Origin of the sequence: Pseudooceanicola antarcticus, assembly GCF_900215355.1 — a bacterium.
Classification (GTDB): Bacteria; Pseudomonadota; Alphaproteobacteria; order Rhodobacterales; family Rhodobacteraceae; genus Pseudooceanicola; species Pseudooceanicola antarcticus.
Genome location: NZ_OBEA01000006.1, coordinates 17,061 through 32,171, shown reverse-complemented (window position 1 = coordinate 32,171; position 15,111 = coordinate 17,061). Strand labels below are relative to the sequence as shown.

Here is a 15,111-nt window from a genome sequence, read left to right as displayed (position 1 = left end):
GACGAAATGCCAGATGATATCCGCCCGCTGCTTCATGCCAGCGGGATTTCCAAATTCTTTCCCGGCGCCGTGGCCCTGGACGAGGTCGAGCTGAAGCTGCTCCCCGGCGAGGTTCACGCGCTTCTGGGCGAAAACGGCGCGGGCAAGTCCACGCTGATCAAATGCCTCACCGGCGCCTATCGCCGCGATGGCGGCAAGATCGAGCTGGAGGGCGTCGAAGTCGACCCGGCCTCGACCAATGAAAGCCAGGCGCTCGGCATCGGCACGGTCTACCAGGAGGTCAACCTGCTGCCGAACATGACCGTGGCAGAGAACCTCTTCCTCGGTCGCCAGATCACCCGCGGCGGCCTGCTGCGCCGGCGCGCGATGAACCGCGCCGCCCGCGACGTGCTGCTGGACTATGGCCTGGACATCGACCCGGCCGAGCCGCTGACCTCTTATTCCGTTGCAGTGCAACAGGTCATCGCCATCGCCCGCGCCGTCGAGATGTCGGGCAAGGTGCTGATCCTGGACGAGCCGACCGCCTCGCTCGACCGCGAGGAGGTGCAACTGGTCTTCTCTGTCATCCGCAAGCTGAAGGAGCGCGGGCTGGCGGTGGTCTTCATCACCCACTTCCTCGACCAGGTCTTCGAGATTTCGGACCGCGCCACCGTGCTGCGCAACGGCCAGGTGGTGGGCGAGCGTGACCTGCGCAAGGTCAGCTCCAATGACATCGTCACCCTGATGCTGGGCCGCCAGTTGGAAGAGAAGGTGCAGGAGCGCAAGGGCGGTCATGCCGGCGAGGTGCTGGTCGAGATCGAGGACCTGGGCAAGCGCGGCATGGTCGAACCCTTCAACCTGACCCTGCACGAGGGAGAGGTCGTGGGCCTTGCGGGCCTTCTGGGCTCGGGCCGGACCGAGACGGCGAACCTTGTCTTCGGTGCGGTGCAGGGCGATCAGGGGAAGATCTCGAAGCGGGGGCGGGAGATCCGCATCAATCGCCCGCGTGATGCGATCACCCATCGTTTCGCCCTCTGTCCCGAGGATCGCAAGACGGAAGGGATCGTCGGCGACCTGTCGGTGCGCGACAATATCATCCTGGCGCTGCAGGCCCGGCAGGGCTGGATCAGGCCGTTGCCCCGCGCCCGCGTCAACGAGATCGCCGAGCACTACGTGCGTGCGCTGGATATCCGTCTGGCCAGTCTCGACATGCCCATCCGGCTGCTCTCGGGCGGCAACCAGCAAAAGGCGCTGCTGGCGCGCTGGCTGGCGACGCAACCCGACCTGCTGATCCTCGATGAACCCACCCGAGGCATCGACGTCGGCGCCCATGCCGAAATCATCGCCCTGATCGAGCGGCTGCGCGAAGAGGGCATGGCGCTGCTGGTCGCCTCGTCGGAGATGGAAGAGCTCGTGGCCTATTCCACCCGCGTGGTGGTGCTGCGGGATCGCCGCCAGGTCGGCGAGCTGACCGGAGACCAGATCACCCCGTCCAACATCATCCGCGCCATCGCCGCCGAAGAGCCCGCCAAGGAGGCAACAGCCTGATGTCCGCCACCACCCCGTCCGTCTTCAAGCGCATCCTGCCGCAGCTGATCATCCTCGGCGTCGTGCTTGCCTTCAATGTCGCGGTCTTTCCCGGCTTCCTGAACATCGAGATCCACAACGGCCGAGTCTTCGGCAACCTGATCGACGTGCTGAATCGCGGCGCGCCGGTGGCGCTGCTGTGCATCGGCATGACCCTGGTCATCGCCACGCGCGGCATCGACCTCTCGGTCGGTGCGGTCATGGCCATCGCGGGCGCCACCGCCGCCTCGCTGGTCAGCGAGGGGCACCACTGGACCACCGCGCTCATCGGCGCCCTGGCCGTCGGTTCGCTCTGCGGGCTGTGGAACGGCTTCCTGGTGGCGGTGCTGCGCATCCAGCCCATCGTCGCCACGCTGGTGCTGATGGTGGCCGGTCGCGGGATCGCGCAGCTGATCACCGAGGGCACCATCCTGACCTTCATCGACCCCGGCCTGATCCGCCTCGGCGCAGGCACCATCGTCGGCATCCCGACCCCGATCCTGATCTGGATCGCGCTCGGGGCAGGGGCCATCTTCGCGGTGCGCCGCACGGCCCTCGGCATGCTGATCGAGGCCATCGGCATCAACGAGGCCTCGTCGCGGCTGGCGGGCATCAACTCCCGCGTGCTGCTGATCTGCGTCTACGCCATGACCGGCTTCTGCGCCGCGCTGGCTGGTGTCATCGTCGCCGCCGACATCAAGGGGGCGGATGCCAACAACGCAGGCCTCTGGCTGGAGCTTGACGCCATCCTCGCCGTGGTCATCGGCGGCAACTCCCTGCTGGGCGGGCGGTTCTCGATCCTCGCCTCGCTCCTGGGCGCGCTGATCATCCAGTCGGTCAACTCGCTGATCCTGCTCTCGGGCATGCCGCCCGAGTTCAACCTGATCATCAAGTCGGTGCTGATCCTGGCGATCCTGGTCATCCAGTCGCCCAAGGTCGGCCACCTGATCTACATGCTGCGGGCCTCGAGCCTGCATGTCCAACCCGAGAAGAGCTCTTCGCGGCCCGTACTGACGCCCAAGGAGGATGCCCAGTGATCCGCTCGACCCATCTGCCGCTGCTGGTCACCCTGCTGACCTTCGTGCTGGCCTATGCGCTTTGCACGGCGCAATACCCGGCGATGTTCTCGACCCGTGTCGTCGCCAACCTGCTGACCGACAACGCCTTCCTGGGCATCGTCGCGGTCGGGATGACCTTCGTCATCTTGTCGGGCGGTATCGACCTCTCGGTCGGCTCGGTCATCGCCTTCACCGGGGTCTTCCTGGCCGTGGTGCTGCGCGATACCTCGATCCATCCGCTGACCGCCTTCGCCATGGTGCTGGTGCTGACCACCGCCTTCGGCGCGGCCATGGGGGCGGTGATCCACTACCTGGAGATGCCGCCCTTCATCGTCACCCTGGCCGGCATGTTCTTCGCCCGTGGCGCGGCCTACGTGCTGTCCACCGACAGCGTGCCGATCGAGCATGAGTTCTACGACTTCCTGCAGTCGATCTACTACAAGGCACCGGGCGGAGGCCGCTTCCGCCTGATCGGCGCCATCATGCTGCTGGCCTTCATCGCCGGCGCCCTGGTGCTGCACCGCACCAAGCTGGGCCAGAACGTCTATGCCTTGGGCGGCGGCGTCGCCACCTCGCGCCTGATGGGGGTGCCGCTGGCACGCACCACCGTGTCGATCTACGCCATTTCGGGCGGGCTGGCCGGGCTCTCGGGGATCGTCTTCTCGCTCTACACCTCGGCGGGCTACTCGCTGGCCACCGTGGGGGTCGAGCTGGACGCCATCGCGGCGGTGGTCATCGGCGGCACGCTTCTGTCCGGCGGATACGGCTTCGTTGCGGGCACCTTCTTTGGTATCCTGATCATGGGTCTGATCCAGACGTACATCGTCTTCGACGGGACATTGTCGAGCTGGTGGACTAAGATTGTCATCGGAGCTCTGCTCTTTGCATTCATCCTGCTGCAAAAGGGACTGACTTGGGCCACGACAAGCCGAAAGAGAGTTCGGACTGGCTCCGCCACGCCGTCATGACAGTCGTCTCGGCCGACGCCCGGCGGGCGCGGACCTCGAACCATACCAGCTTCGTGGTCGAGCAGCTCGGGCGCGCGGTGGTGGCGGGGGAATACCCGGCCGAGACGATGATCCCGCTCGATCCCGACCTTTGTGAAATGTTCGACGTCTCGCGCACCGTGGTGCGCGAGGCCAAGAAGACCCTGGCGGCCAAGGGGCTGATCCAGTCGAAGGCCAAGGTGGGCACCCATGTGCGCCACCCCGACGACTGGAACATGTTCGACGAGGACGTGCTGCGCTGGCACTCGGCGGTGAAGTCTCCGGGGCGCTTCTACGACGAGCTCTTCGAGATCCGCCTGATCTTCGAGCCCGCCGCCGCCGCCCGCGCCGCGCGCCAGGCCAACCAGCTGGAATGCGATCAGCTCTTTGCCCTCTGCGACGAGATGGAAGCCGCCAAGAGCCGCGCCGATTTCGCCGTGGCGGACTACGAGTTCCACAAGCAGGTGCTGCGCATCTCGGGCAACCGCTTCCTGCGCTCGCTCGGCGACATGGTGCAGACCGCGCTCTACTCGCTCTTCCTGATGGAAAAGGAAGAGAACTTCCCCACCACCCGCGCCGATGTGGCCGGCAATCACCGTGCCATCGCCCGCGCCATCGCCAGCGGCCTGCCGGAGCTGGCCGAAGAGGCGATGCGAAAGGTGATCCGCGACGGGCGCGAGAGGACCTCGGCCACCCCGGCGGAATAGGCCCTAGTAGCCTGCGAAATGCGCCCGCATGATACGCTCTTCCTGGGAGATCCGGCGCCGCAGGATGATGGCATAGAGCGGCAGGCCGATGACCAGCGTCGACCAGGCATGCATCACCAGTGCAAAGCCCAGGAGCTCGGGGATGATGTTCAGGAAGTAGTTGGGATGGCGCAGCCGGGCAAAGAGCGAGCCGGTGACCAGCTCGTGGTCCTTGGCGATCATCAGCTTCACCGTCCAGAGCTGGCCCAGCTGGCAGATCACCCAGACCAGCGCCAGCATGGCGCCGGCGTAGATCACCAGCCCGGCAAGCGAGACCCAGTCCAGAGCCGGATGCCGCGAGATCCCCTCGACGAAGGCCAGCACGTAGAAGGCCACATGGGCGATGGCCAGCAGCCGGGTGGTGCCGGCATGGTGCTCGACCCCGCCACCGGCGCGCAGCCGGGCCTCGTTGCGCATCGAGATGATCAGGCTGCCGATCCGCAGCACGGCGGCGATGACAAGGAAATAGATAAGGAACATGACACGACCGGGAATATTGAAAAGACTTTGGCCAACTGACTAATCCTCTCGTGGGCTTCGGTCGAGAGATTTGATGCTCTTTCAGCCGGAAAGTGCCGCTTTTTCAAGGCGCTCAACCCTATGTGTCGTGGCCCTAGGTCCAGGGCGCTGCCAGGGCAGGGCGTGTCGGCTGTCTCGAAGCGCCTCGGCCGTGCCCTGCGCGCGGACAGGGCCAATCAGCAGATTGACGATGTCCCGACTTGCCAGTAGGAATTTTCGCGTTGCCCCGCTGGCGGAATGGTAGACGCATCGGATTCAAAATCCGACGGCTTAACGGTCGTCCCGGTTCGAGTCCGGGGCGGGGCACCACTTCCCTGAACGGCCTTTGAAAAGAAACAATAAATTCCCAAATTTGTCCCACGGATTTTGGGCGTGGGACACTTTTGGGCCAAGCCGGGTGGCGGCGGCTCGCTGTTTTGGGGCCGTCCCAGGGGATCACCGCAGTGGGAAAATGGCACCCGTGCCATGGCCTGGGAGTTTCGCAGATGGTCGGCAAACTGCGGACGGGCGCTCAAAGCAGATGTCGATTCGGTCGTAGGTCAGCTCAAAGCGGACGCTAGTGCATGGTGCAGCGAATGACCGGAGTCAGCCCTTCCGCGACATTCCTTCCGGGCGCAGCATCTCTCCAGGTCCGGAAAGAAAGGGCGGGAACCGGATCTTCGCTGCGAGTTGGAGCAAGGTCTCCTCAGCGGGACAAAGGGTGCATTCGCTGCGGATGCGCAGATGGCTGCTTCAGGTTTGGCGCACCGATAGGACATTGCAGCAGGTCGCGCCGGTTAGTCCGTATAGCTTTGGCAGGCATCAACTCCGTTGGCTGTCGAGGCAAGTAGCTGATCTGCATCACGGATGAGATCGGCGACCCGCCTGTCCGCCAGACGATACCGAACGAAGCGGCCTTTGCTGCGGCGACTGACCAGCCCGCATTCCAGCAGACAGCGCAGATGGTTCGAGACGTTGGGCTGACCCAAACCCGTATGCCCGACGATTTCCTGCACGTTGCGTTCGTCCGACACCAGCGCATCGAGGATCGTCAGACGGCTGGGATCGCTTAGGCCCCGGAAGAGCTTTGCCCGCAGATCCAGTGTATCGGGTGCCGAAAGATCGTCTTGAATGTTTTGCGCTGTCATATCATTATCCACTGATACGTTAGCAGCGTACCTTTTCGCCCGCCACCACAAAAAGGATCGCACATGAGCCAGCCCGATAACAGCAAGTTGGCGACAGCCTCCTCCCCGATCCGAATGCGGGTGCAAGGCATGGACTGCGCGAAAGATGCCGCCGAGATCGAGCGCGCGGCCCGGTCTGCGGGCGTGGCCGAAGGCGACGTGAAGGTGTCCGCCGCCACCCACATCATGACATTGCGGATCGCGGACGGCGATCTGCCGAAAGTGCGGCCCGCGCTCGACGCGACCGGCTACGGTTTCGAGAAGATCGAGGACGGCGATACATCGTCCGATCCGGCCTACAAGGACCCGAGCTATCGCCGCGCGCTCTGGATCGTGGTCGCGCTCAATCTCGGATACGGCGTGGTCGAAATGTTCGGCGGGTTCTTGTCCGGTTCGCAGGCGCTGAAGGCAGACGCGCTCGATTTTCTGGGCGATGGTGCGATCACGTTTCTGGGCCTGCTCGCCATCGGCTGGAGCCTGACATGGCGGGCGCGGTCGGCGATGATCCAAGGCGTGTTTCTGGGCCTTCTGGGCCTTGGCGTTGTCGGCAGCACGCTCTGGCGTGTCCTCAACCAGACCACGCCAGAAGCCGGGTTGATGGGAGCCTTCGCGGTAGGTGCGCTGATCGTAAACATCCTCGCGGTGCTGCCGCTGCTAAAGCACCGCAAGGGTGATGCCAATATGCGAGCCGTCTGGCTGTTCTCTCGCAACGACGCCATCGGCAACCTCGCCGTGGTCATCGCCGCCGGGCTGGTCGCGTGGCTTGGCAGTGCATGGCCCGACCTGATCGTCGCGTTCGCGATCGCGGGGCTTTTCCTGCATTCGTCGTGGATGATCATCCGCGATGCCCGGAGTGACTTGGTGGAAGCTGACTAACTCCATCATGGTGCGACGCGCCGGACGAAAGCCGACATTCGCGCGCCCCGCAGCATCGGTGAGTCTGGGCTCAGACCTGCCGTTCGCCTCCCTTCGCATGAATGACGGCCAAGGGCCGGAAGCGCCTAGCGGTGCGGCTTAAGACAGCCCGCCGGGCGTGTCCGGTTCCTGCGCTAAGCCGCCATCCTGGTGCTGCCGCTCGAACGGCAACTCCCTGCGCCTATTGGCCACGAGCAGGAAGTTCGATGAATGTCAGATTCGGAAGCAGCGGACGCTTAAAGAGAGAACCCTTTGATCGCCTGCATGGCTGCAGCAGCCATTCGGCGCCGGTCCGCGCGGTGCGTATAGATCGCCGAAGTCGCTGGCTGCGTGTGCGCCATCACCGCCATGATCTGGTGTTGCGTGGCGCCGGCCTCGGCCAGGATCTCGCCCATGGCCTTGCGCAGCCCGTGCTGGCTTCTGTTCTCCAGGCCAGCCGTATCAACCCACCTACGGATGCGCTGGTGCAGTGCCGCGGTCGAGCGGTAGGGCCGGCCGTGTTCGCTCAGGATATAGGTCGCACCTTCGTCCTCGGTTGCGCGCAGCTCGGTCAGAAGCTGGGGCGCGATAGGGACGGAGACGAATGCTGAGCCCTTCTTCTGCGGCTGCCAGTCCAGGAACACCACGCCATCGCGGATCACCTCGTGCTGCCGACCAAGGATGCGGACATCGGAGATCCGGCAAGCCGTGAACATGGCCAGGAAGAGCCAGCGGCGGGCGGTGGTCCCTTCTGGGTGGGCATCTAGGAAGGCGCGTACGTCGCTGGTGCTCCAGGGCACGGCGCCGCCACGGCTGCGGTGTACGCGCGCGATGCCGGTGCAGGGGTTGCGTGTCGCGCGGCCGCGCGTGATTGCCCACCTGTATGCGGCACTGAGCGCCTTGCGGGAGTTGTCTGCCTGGGCGGTGGCCTCGCCCCACTGGTCGATGATGTGGTGGATGCCGGCCGGGGGCAGGTCATGGTGCAGGTCGCCCATGCGCTCACCTTCGGGGTCCTTCATCTCGCAGACCTTGCCAAAGAGGCTACGGCGCTGCTTGAGGGTCATGGGGGAGGCGTTGCCTGCCTGCACCTGCGCTTCCAGCCAGATCAGGTAGTCGCGCACCAGTTCGTCGAGAGAGTGGCGCACCACCGGCTTGAGCGGCTCTGTTTCCACGACCTGGCCGGCACGGGCGGCGTAGTAGTGCTCGGTGAAGGTGGGGTCGTCGGGGCCGACCGGGATGCGGATACGCTTCTTCGGGTTACCCTCGACGCGGACACGGTGCCGTATCTCGCCCGACCGCAACTTTTCCGGCACATAGCCGGGAAACTTCACCTTCATCAGTCAGCCCGTGCCTGGCCGAATTTCCGGGGCTCTCCCTGCGCGACCGGCGCCGGCCGGTCACGCGGTTTCAGGGTCTCGACCGAGAAGCTGCCATCGGCGGCGACCTGGACCGAGCCGGGTTGCAGGCCGCGCGCGATCATCGCGTCGAGGACATTTCTGACCGCAGCGGCTGAGGGTTTCGCGCGCGCCATATCTAGGCCTCCTGCGTGGTCGGCATAGGAGTGCCGCGCAGCTCTGCCGGCAACCAGGCGTCGATAGCCTTCACCTGCTCGCGCGAGAGGCCGAGGGCCTCCTGGACGCTGGCGTCTGCGAAGAGCGCCTCCAGCTCCTTGGCGCGCTCGCCTTTCTTCAGGTCGGTGAAGCGCTTGAGCTCGTCGCCCTCGGCGCCGGTCAGCTCTTCCCAGATCGCCACCTGCAGGTCGGGGCGGACGCGGCCGAAGTAGTTCGCCGCGTCGGGCGTCCAGATCTTGCGGACCATGCGCTGCGCATCGACGTGCTGCGCCAGGATCTCGGCCAGCGGGCCGTTGCTCGGGCCGTTGGCCGTGCGGGCGAGTGAACGCGCGAGGACCTGATTGCGGTGCTTCTTGCCCTTCGCGCGAAAGGCGGTGAAGGCGTCCCAGTCGCGCGCCGCGCTGGTGTCGGGCGAGAGGTCGGGTAAGCGGGCGTCATGGTGGAAGCCGCTGTCTTTGTCGGGCCGGATCATCGGCTCGGCCAAGGAGATCCCGAGCGCGCCGCCCCAGCTTGGCAGGCGGGCTTCGCATTGCCAGGCGAAGAGATCGAGCAGCAGCTCGGTCTGGTCGATCAGCGCGACCTGCAGGGCGGCATGGCCGATGCGGCGCAGATCCTCGACGGCATTCTGGGGCAGGGCGGGCTTGTCCCGACCGGGGCCTTCGCTCTGGCCATCCTTGGCCCTCTTGCGCTCGGGCTTGCGCCAGGCGCGGTCGATGGTCAGCTCGCCGCCGGAATTGACGTAGGCGATGATCCCGCCGCTCTCGCGTTGGTCGTCGCTGAAGTCGCCTGCGGCGCGGCGGGTCAGATCCTGCATTCGCGCGGTCTGCGCTGCGGAGCGCTCTTCGGGGTGGAGGGCCTGCAGTCGGTCCAGCTCCGCGGCATCGCCCTCGGGCAGCTCTACCGGCTCGGGCCAGAGGCGCTCCAGCTTGTCGATCAGGCTCCACGGTGTGTAGCTGTCCTGGCTCACCTCGAGCCAGCTCCAGCCTTCCTCCTCGCCGATCCGGGCCGCCTCGCGTTCCAGCTTGGCAGACCAGAGCCTTTCCAGCAGCGCGGCGTCCTCAAGGAAGGCATCGTCGGTGAAGAGGTCACGCGCGACGGTGCCGCCTTCGACCTCGTATTCGGCCAGCCCCAGGAAGATGGCGCGGCGGTCGCTGGCGGGGATCGAAGCGCCCTTCAGTTCGCCCCGGATCTGTGCGGCGCTCAGGCCGCGCGCCGCGGCGGTCTCGGCCATGGCGGTCTGGCGGGCAGGGTCCTCGGAGAGGCAGAGCGCCTCGGCGGCGGAGAGACCGATCTTGTCGGCGGCCAGCAGGTCCAGCACCGGGGCCGCGAGCCCGGCCAGCTTGAGGCGCTGGCGCACGTGGCGCTCGGTCTTGCCGAAGGCGCGGGCGATGGTCTCGACCGGCACCCCGTGGGTGGCCTGCTCGCCATAGGCGCGGATCTCTTCGGCTGGGTGCAGCGCGCTATGGGTGACGTTCTCGGCCAGCGCCCAGGCGCGGGCTTCGGCAGGATCACGGGTGATCTGCACCGGCACAGGGTCGATGGGATCGGCGAGGCCGCGCGGTTCCCAGCCCTGCGAAGCCAGCAGCTTGAGCCCGCGCAGGCGGCGGCCGCCGGCGACGATGCCGATGCGGCCGTCCTCCTCGATGCCGCAGAGGTTCTGCAGCAGCCCGGCAGAGGCCAGCGACTGCGCCATGGCGGCGATGTCCTCGTCGGGCACCTGCTGGCGCGGGTTCATAGGGTGCAGGAAAAGCTGGTCGAGCGGGACCATGCGGATGGTCTGCGACAGGTCGGTCATTTCGCGGTCTCCTGCAGGGTGATCGGCGTTGTCGGATGGAAGGGGGCGCCTGCCAGCCAGACCAGCGAGGCAGTGGCTAGCGCCCAGCCCGTTGCAATTGCAGCGAGGTAGGGCAAGCTCCCGAGGCTGAGCGCGCTCATGCGAGGCCTTCCCGCGCGATGATCTCGCGCACCTTCAGCCGAACGCGCCCGGCGATCTGGATGACCTCGGCCATCTCTGCGCTGGCGGGGCGGGACAGGTGCTGCGGGTTCAGGCGGGCGAGCCGCTCAGGCGCAATCGGGTGGCCCTTCGCGGCCTTGCGGTTGGCCCAGTTGGCCATGATCCGCGCGCTTTGGTCTGGTGTGAGCATGTGATGCCTCCATCGGGTTGATGGGGGTCATGAAAAAGGAAGAAACGTCCATAGTCAATATTGAAAATGGACAAAACGTCTATTGCATTCGCGTCAGCTAGGGCGGAGAGTGGGCCCCGTTCCTAATTTGTTCTGGGGTGGGGGATGCCGGAAGAATATGACCTGGAGGAGAGGGTGCTGTTTTGGGCGGCGGGAGTTCTGGGGGTCTCGATAGATAAGGCCTACAGGCTTCAGTTGGTGCGGTTGCTGATGAAGCTCTCCGCCATCTTGTGCGGCAAGTCATCAAGGCGCCCGCGGTAAAGGAAGTCCATGCTGACGCCCCATCGTTCTGCAATTGCAAAGGCCATGTCCGCCTTTAGGGCCTTGGTGCCGCGCTCGATCTTGGAGTAGCTCGAGCGGTCGATGTTGACGGAGTCTGCGAAGTCGCCCTGATTGATCCCGTGGTAGTCGCGCAGGCGCGCAAGGCGCTCGCCTACTGCGATTGGGTCGATGGTCTTCATGGCGCTTGCTCCCGGCGGGCTGTGGCTGTCTGCGCATGATGCCGGATATGGGAAATTCTTCCATTGAAGAAGCTTCCGCTCTTGACGAATGGGAGAATCGTCCATTACCTGAGCCTATGACCGAGCTGACTTCGTTCCGTGAACTGATTTCTTTGTGGCCGTCGCGATCCTGTTTCGCGAGTGACCTTGGCGTGTCTCTGGCCCGTGTTCACAAGTGGGCGCTTCCGAGCGGCAAAATTCGCGCTGAGTTCTTCGTCTCCATACTCGCAGCAGCCGACAAGAGGCAGATAGCTCTTACGGCTGATGACCTCTGCAATGTGGCGGCTTCTCAGGCCGCCGCACAGGGTCTGCCTTCTGAGGTCTGCAGTAGGGAGAATATGGCTCGGCCTGCCTCTCCTCCAGCTAAACGGGCAGGGGGGCATTCACATGCGTAACCACCCTTACGGCACGATCCAGGAAGCGGTGCAGTCGAGCTACCGCGCCTCGGGGCACACCAATGAGGAAATCGCGGAGCTGCTCGGGGTGCGGGGATCGACGATCTCCTACGGCGCCGAGATGAGCGAAGCGCGACCTGGCGGGCTGGGGGTGAACTACCTTCATCGCCTCGGCCGGATGCGCCCCGCTGCGGCGGTGCCGATTGCCCAGCATTTCGCGCGCCTCGGCGGCGGGGTTTTCCAGCCGGTCGAAGTGCCTGCTGGTGTCACCAGCCTCTTCGCGCATTGCGGCACGGTCGCCAAGGAATGCGGCGAGGCTCAGGCGGCCGCCCTACGCGCCGCCGAGATGGCCAGTGCCGACGCCTGCGAAGCAGCAGAGCGCGAGATCGCCGAGGCGGTCGAAGCGCTGCTGCGCGCCCGCGCCATGATCCAGGAACGAAGGGGGGCAGCATGAGGCGTCCCGCGAAATCTCCCCACCCTGGTGCGCAGGTCTGTGCGCATCGGGGCACTGGCGCGGAGGGCCCTTCTCCTCCCGGCCCTCCGCGCCCCTTTTCCGATGACAGCCGGGGTCGCCCGACCTCGGACGAGAACGTGCATACGCTCTGCCGGCGCCTCGGGCGCGGGCATTGCGCCTGCGCGGCCCATGGGACGGGACCCTGCCGCGAGCTGCGGTCACTGTTGGGCGTCTATGGCTCTGTCGAGGCGGCGCATGAAGCCGAGCTGAAGCGGCTGGAACGTATCGCGCGCAACGCGCGGACCTGAGTGGCCCGGGCAGATCCGGGCCTCTGAACAATGGAACTTGAAGACGGAGTCGACCTGGTCGGCTGCGAACGGTGCCTTGCACCCAGGAGAGCAGAATGAGCCACAAGGCCACCAACTGGTTGTCGAGCATCCCGGCGAAGGCGCTGACCAACAGCGAATTCCGGGTGCTCTTCCACCTCTGCGATTGTCACAACCCCTCGCAGGGGTGCTTCCCGACGCAGGCCTACCTGATCGACTGCTGCGGGATCTCGAACGGGACGCTGAACAACGCGCTGAACGGGCTGGAGGCCAAGGGCCTGATCGCCCGGCACCAGGAACGCGACGGGCGGACGCGGCGCCAGAAACCGACCCGCTACGTGCTGGGCTTCGAGCTGGGCGCGGCCAAGGAGCCGTCTCCAGCATCTGGAGGCGGGGCAGGTGCAAAGCCGTCTCCAAGAACTGGAGGCGGGAAACAGGGCAAGCGGTCTCCAGAAACTGGAGACGGAGCCGTCTCCAATTTGAGGGCCGATCCGTCTCCAATTTCAGCGGGGAGCCGTCTCCAGCCCACTGGAGAGGTAACCTGTAAAGAACCTGTAATTAACCCGCGCGCCGCGCGCGAGGGGTCGAAAAATCCCCTCGTAGTGGCCGAGGCGGAACGGGCAATCCGGGTGTTCCGGGAAGGCCGCCAGGACGCGCTGCGAGAGCTCAAGCCCTGGGTGCAGGACCACATCCGAAACGCGGAACTGCTGACGCCGGACGAGCGGCAGCGGTCGGGACTTTTCTGAGAAAGGAATTGCGATGAGCAGCCACGTGACCAATCAAACCGTGTCCTTCGTCGGGCAATTGCCGGATGATCCTGATCATCTGCCTCTGGCGCCGCCGTGCGGCTTCATCTGGATGCTGGGCAGTGGGTGGCATGGCACCGGTGAGTGCTTCGGAACCACCGACGTGCGTGTCAGCTTCAAGGGGCGCACGATGGACTTCGTGATGACCTTCTCGGACGTGGAATGCCTGCAACAGCTTGTCGAGGAGACGCTGCAGGCGATGCGGCATTGCGGGGCCGAAGACGGAATGCCTCGGGAAAGCGAGCGGGGCGATAGCGATGCGGACTGAGGGAGAGGGCTCCGAAACCAAGCGCGACCGGGTGCGGCGTGTGCTGCTGGAGCCGCTGGAGGCCATCGGTTTCCGGTTCCAGCGCGGCACCGATCCCGATGAAGCGCGCAAGCGGCTCGACCGCCTGGCGGATGACCTGGCCTACATGAGCGACGAGAACCTGCGCCGGCTCTTCGAGGCGATGCGCACCAAGGGCGAGGGCAAGGCCCGCGACTTCTGGCCGACCCATGCGGGTTTCGTCGCCTTGGCGCAGATCGCCCAGCCCCGACCGCTGGAGGAAATGCCAGGCCTTGCGTCCTGGTTCGGCAGCGAGGCGGGGCGGCATGCGCTGGCCGAGGGGCGGCTTGTCGAGGAATACCGCTGGTGGCTGGCCAAGCATCGCCCGCCGCTGAACGCCCAGGAGCGCCGCATTGTCGCGGATCGGGGCGGGGCAGGGCAGTCGCGCGCGGCCCGGCTGAAGGAGCGGCTCGGGCTCGGCCTACCGGTCGATGCGGTTGACCGCGAATGGCTGCTGGCCTGGCAGGCGCATGAGGCCGCGGCGCGCGAGCTGGTGCGGCTCGGCATGGAGAAGGGAAACGCGGCATGACCATGATGATGCGGATGACGCCGGCGCAGCCGGTCGGCGTGAAGGAGGTCTCGATCCTGGAGCTGATCGAATGGGCCTTCCAGCGCGAGAAGGTCTCCATCGAGTTCGACCAGGTGCGGGCCTCGATGCCGGGCCAGCTGCCGGGCTTCGGCATGGAGTGGGTGATGATCGAGCGCGCCAAGCTAGGGTGCCGTGTCGATGGCGGCGGACGCTCGGATCCGCACCCGGATGCCGAGGCCGTGGCGGATGCGCTGGCGCAGCTGCCGGAGGGCGTGGGTGGGCGCCGCATGGCGCTGACCATCGCCGAGCTGGCGCGGGCGGGGCAGCATCATGGCTGGGGTGCTGGCGCCGCGCCACGTGTGCGGCCCCGTGGGTGGCGTGAAACGAAGCACGGGCGCTTCGCCGAGACGGAACGCTGCGGCCTGGTGCGTTATCGCAGCCGCGGCAAGGACCGCGAGGTCGAGGCGCGCTGGTGCCCGATCACTATCGAGAACCATCCGCGCGACGAGGCGCGGGCGCGGCGGGCGTATCTGCTGTGGTGGTCTGCGCTGAGGGAGCTGCGGGATACGTTCCGGGTCTATGGCGGGCTGACGGGTCATCAGGTTTCCGAGTGGATGCCGTCGCACTCACCTTGGAGCAAGACGCTGGTCGCATAACATGTTCGGTGTTTTTTGATCACAGGCATTAGAATACGAATTCCTATGTATTCTCCCGGTGGCTGAACTGAGCTTTTCTTGGGCGCTGATTGTCACAACATTTGGAACGAACAATGCGCTTCATTACTCTTGCCACGCTCTCGGTGCTTGCTCTCACAGCTTGCGCGAAAAAGCCGGATCAAATCGCCGCGGTTGAAATGTCGGATGACGCATACCGCTCTGCCTCGTGCCGGTCTCTTGCTGCTGAAGAGCTTAAGATCACTCAAGAACTCGCAAACCTCTCGGCAAAACAGCAATCCGCTGCGAACGGAGATGCCTGGGGTGTTTTCTTGCTCGGGTTGCCGGTGTCTTCGATGTCTGGCAATGATCAGGAAGCTATGATTGCAATCGCAAAAGGAAAGCTTCAGTCGATTGATCGCGCCCAAGCTGCTAAGGGGTGTTCCTGACTTCGG

The 15,111-nt window shown here is 65.4% G+C and carries 20 protein-coding genes and 1 tRNA gene; 13 read left to right on the top strand and 8 right to left on the bottom strand.

Features of this window, described 5'->3' with window-relative positions:
• Positions 1 to 6: 6 nt before the first annotated feature.
• Genes CRO50_RS14905 through CRO50_RS14890 form a run of 4 tightly spaced genes read left to right on the top strand, consistent with a single transcriptional unit; the run spans position 7 to position 4,296 of the window.
• Entirely contained in the window at positions 7 to 1,527 is a 1,521-nt protein-coding gene (locus CRO50_RS14905; RefSeq protein ID WP_097146727.1) for a sugar ABC transporter ATP-binding protein, read from the top strand.
• The gene (locus CRO50_RS14900; RefSeq protein ID WP_097146726.1) at positions 1,527 to 2,582 is read left to right on the top strand and encodes an ABC transporter permease; all 1,056 of its coding nucleotides are present in this window, start codon (positions 1,527 to 1,529) and stop codon (positions 2,580 to 2,582) included. The genes CRO50_RS14905 and CRO50_RS14900 overlap by 1 nt, the downstream gene beginning before the upstream one ends.
• A complete protein-coding gene (gene yjfF / locus CRO50_RS14895; RefSeq protein ID WP_218844990.1) occupies positions 2,579 to 3,571 on the top strand; it encodes a galactofuranose ABC transporter, permease protein YjfF in 993 nt (330 codons plus the stop codon). Before CRO50_RS14900 ends, yjfF begins: the two co-directional genes overlap by 4 nt.
• Positions 3,568 to 4,296 carry a FadR/GntR family transcriptional regulator gene (locus CRO50_RS14890; protein WP_097146725.1) on the top strand — a complete coding sequence of 243 codons (729 nt, stop codon included), beginning with the start codon at positions 3,568 to 3,570 and terminating at the stop codon, positions 4,294 to 4,296. The genes yjfF and CRO50_RS14890 overlap by 4 nt, the downstream gene beginning before the upstream one ends.
• A gap of 3 nt (positions 4,297 to 4,299) precedes the next feature.
• Here the strand turns inward: CRO50_RS14890 and CRO50_RS14885 are convergent, their stop codons facing one another.
• Positions 4,300 to 4,815 (bottom strand): isoprenylcysteine carboxylmethyltransferase family protein, encoded by a 516-nt coding sequence (locus CRO50_RS14885; RefSeq protein WP_097146724.1) that lies wholly within the window; start codon positions 4,813 to 4,815, stop codon positions 4,300 to 4,302.
• Positions 4,816 to 5,077: 262 nt separating this feature from the next.
• Between CRO50_RS14885 and CRO50_RS14880 the strand changes: the two genes are divergently transcribed.
• Positions 5,078 to 5,163 (top strand) — tRNA-Leu (locus tag CRO50_RS14880).
• Between the two features lie 467 nt (positions 5,164 to 5,630).
• Here CRO50_RS14880 and CRO50_RS14875 read toward each other — a convergent pair.
• A complete protein-coding gene (locus tag CRO50_RS14875) occupies positions 5,631 to 5,981 on the bottom strand; it encodes an ArsR/SmtB family transcription factor (protein WP_097146723.1) in 351 nt (116 codons plus the stop codon).
• A gap of 63 nt (positions 5,982 to 6,044) precedes the next feature.
• Here CRO50_RS14875 and CRO50_RS14870 point away from each other — a divergent pair, with 63 nt between their 5' ends.
• Positions 6,045 to 6,896, top strand: coding sequence for a cation diffusion facilitator family transporter (locus CRO50_RS14870; protein WP_007803328.1), 852 nt, complete (start codon positions 6,045 to 6,047; stop codon positions 6,894 to 6,896).
• A gap of 275 nt (positions 6,897 to 7,171) precedes the next feature.
• Here the strand turns inward: CRO50_RS14870 and CRO50_RS14865 are convergent, their stop codons facing one another.
• The 6 genes from CRO50_RS14865 to CRO50_RS14845 form a co-directional block, all read right to left on the bottom strand.
• The gene (locus CRO50_RS14865; RefSeq protein ID WP_097146722.1) at positions 7,172 to 8,251 is read right to left on the bottom strand and encodes a tyrosine-type recombinase/integrase; all 1,080 of its coding nucleotides are present in this window, start codon (positions 8,249 to 8,251) and stop codon (positions 7,172 to 7,174) included.
• Positions 8,251 to 8,445: a hypothetical protein gene (locus CRO50_RS14860; RefSeq protein WP_097146721.1), complete on the bottom strand. Its 195-nt coding sequence runs from the start codon at positions 8,443 to 8,445 to the stop codon at positions 8,251 to 8,253. The genes CRO50_RS14865 and CRO50_RS14860 overlap by 1 nt, the downstream gene beginning before the upstream one ends.
• Before the next feature lie 2 nt (positions 8,446 to 8,447).
• Positions 8,448 to 10,280 carry a ParB/RepB/Spo0J family partition protein gene (locus CRO50_RS14855; RefSeq protein ID WP_097146720.1) on the bottom strand — a complete coding sequence of 611 codons (1,833 nt, stop codon included), beginning with the start codon at positions 10,278 to 10,280 and terminating at the stop codon, positions 8,448 to 8,450.
• A complete protein-coding gene (locus CRO50_RS20220) occupies positions 10,277 to 10,420 on the bottom strand; it encodes a hypothetical protein (protein WP_157791760.1) in 144 nt (47 codons plus the stop codon). Before CRO50_RS20220 ends, CRO50_RS14855 begins: the two co-directional genes overlap by 4 nt.
• Complete coding sequence (locus CRO50_RS14850) at positions 10,417 to 10,629, bottom strand: hypothetical protein (protein ID WP_143516942.1); 213 nt, start codon at positions 10,627 to 10,629, stop codon at positions 10,417 to 10,419. Before CRO50_RS14850 ends, CRO50_RS20220 begins: the two co-directional genes overlap by 4 nt.
• Before the next feature lie 230 nt (positions 10,630 to 10,859).
• Entirely contained in the window at positions 10,860 to 11,129 is a 270-nt protein-coding gene (locus CRO50_RS14845; protein ID WP_157791759.1) for a helix-turn-helix domain-containing protein, read from the bottom strand.
• Between the two features lie 426 nt (positions 11,130 to 11,555).
• Between CRO50_RS14845 and CRO50_RS14840 the strand changes: the two genes are divergently transcribed.
• From CRO50_RS14840 to CRO50_RS14815, 7 genes are all read left to right on the top strand, one after another.
• On the top strand, positions 11,556 to 12,017 hold the full coding sequence (locus CRO50_RS14840) for a hypothetical protein (RefSeq protein WP_143516941.1): 462 nt from the start codon (positions 11,556 to 11,558) through the stop codon (positions 12,015 to 12,017).
• Between the two features lie 137 nt (positions 12,018 to 12,154).
• Positions 12,155 to 12,325, top strand: a complete 171-nt coding sequence (locus CRO50_RS20215; RefSeq protein WP_157791758.1) for a hypothetical protein — start codon at positions 12,155 to 12,157, stop codon at positions 12,323 to 12,325.
• Between the two features lie 95 nt (positions 12,326 to 12,420).
• Complete coding sequence (locus CRO50_RS14835; protein WP_097146716.1) at positions 12,421 to 13,089, top strand: helix-turn-helix domain-containing protein; 669 nt, start codon at positions 12,421 to 12,423, stop codon at positions 13,087 to 13,089.
• A 13-nt stretch (positions 13,090 to 13,102) separates the two neighbouring features.
• Positions 13,103 to 13,417, top strand: coding sequence for a hypothetical protein (locus CRO50_RS14830; RefSeq protein ID WP_097146715.1), 315 nt, complete (start codon positions 13,103 to 13,105; stop codon positions 13,415 to 13,417).
• Positions 13,407 to 14,003 carry a hypothetical protein gene (locus tag CRO50_RS14825; protein ID WP_097146714.1) on the top strand — a complete coding sequence of 199 codons (597 nt, stop codon included), beginning with the start codon at positions 13,407 to 13,409 and terminating at the stop codon, positions 14,001 to 14,003. The genes CRO50_RS14830 and CRO50_RS14825 overlap by 11 nt, the downstream gene beginning before the upstream one ends.
• Complete coding sequence (locus CRO50_RS14820) at positions 14,000 to 14,659, top strand: hypothetical protein (protein WP_097146713.1); 660 nt, start codon at positions 14,000 to 14,002, stop codon at positions 14,657 to 14,659. The genes CRO50_RS14825 and CRO50_RS14820 overlap by 4 nt, the downstream gene beginning before the upstream one ends.
• Before the next feature lie 113 nt (positions 14,660 to 14,772).
• Entirely contained in the window at positions 14,773 to 15,105 is a 333-nt protein-coding gene (locus CRO50_RS14815) for a hypothetical protein (RefSeq protein ID WP_097146712.1), read from the top strand.
• Positions 15,106 to 15,111 lie beyond the last annotated feature (6 nt).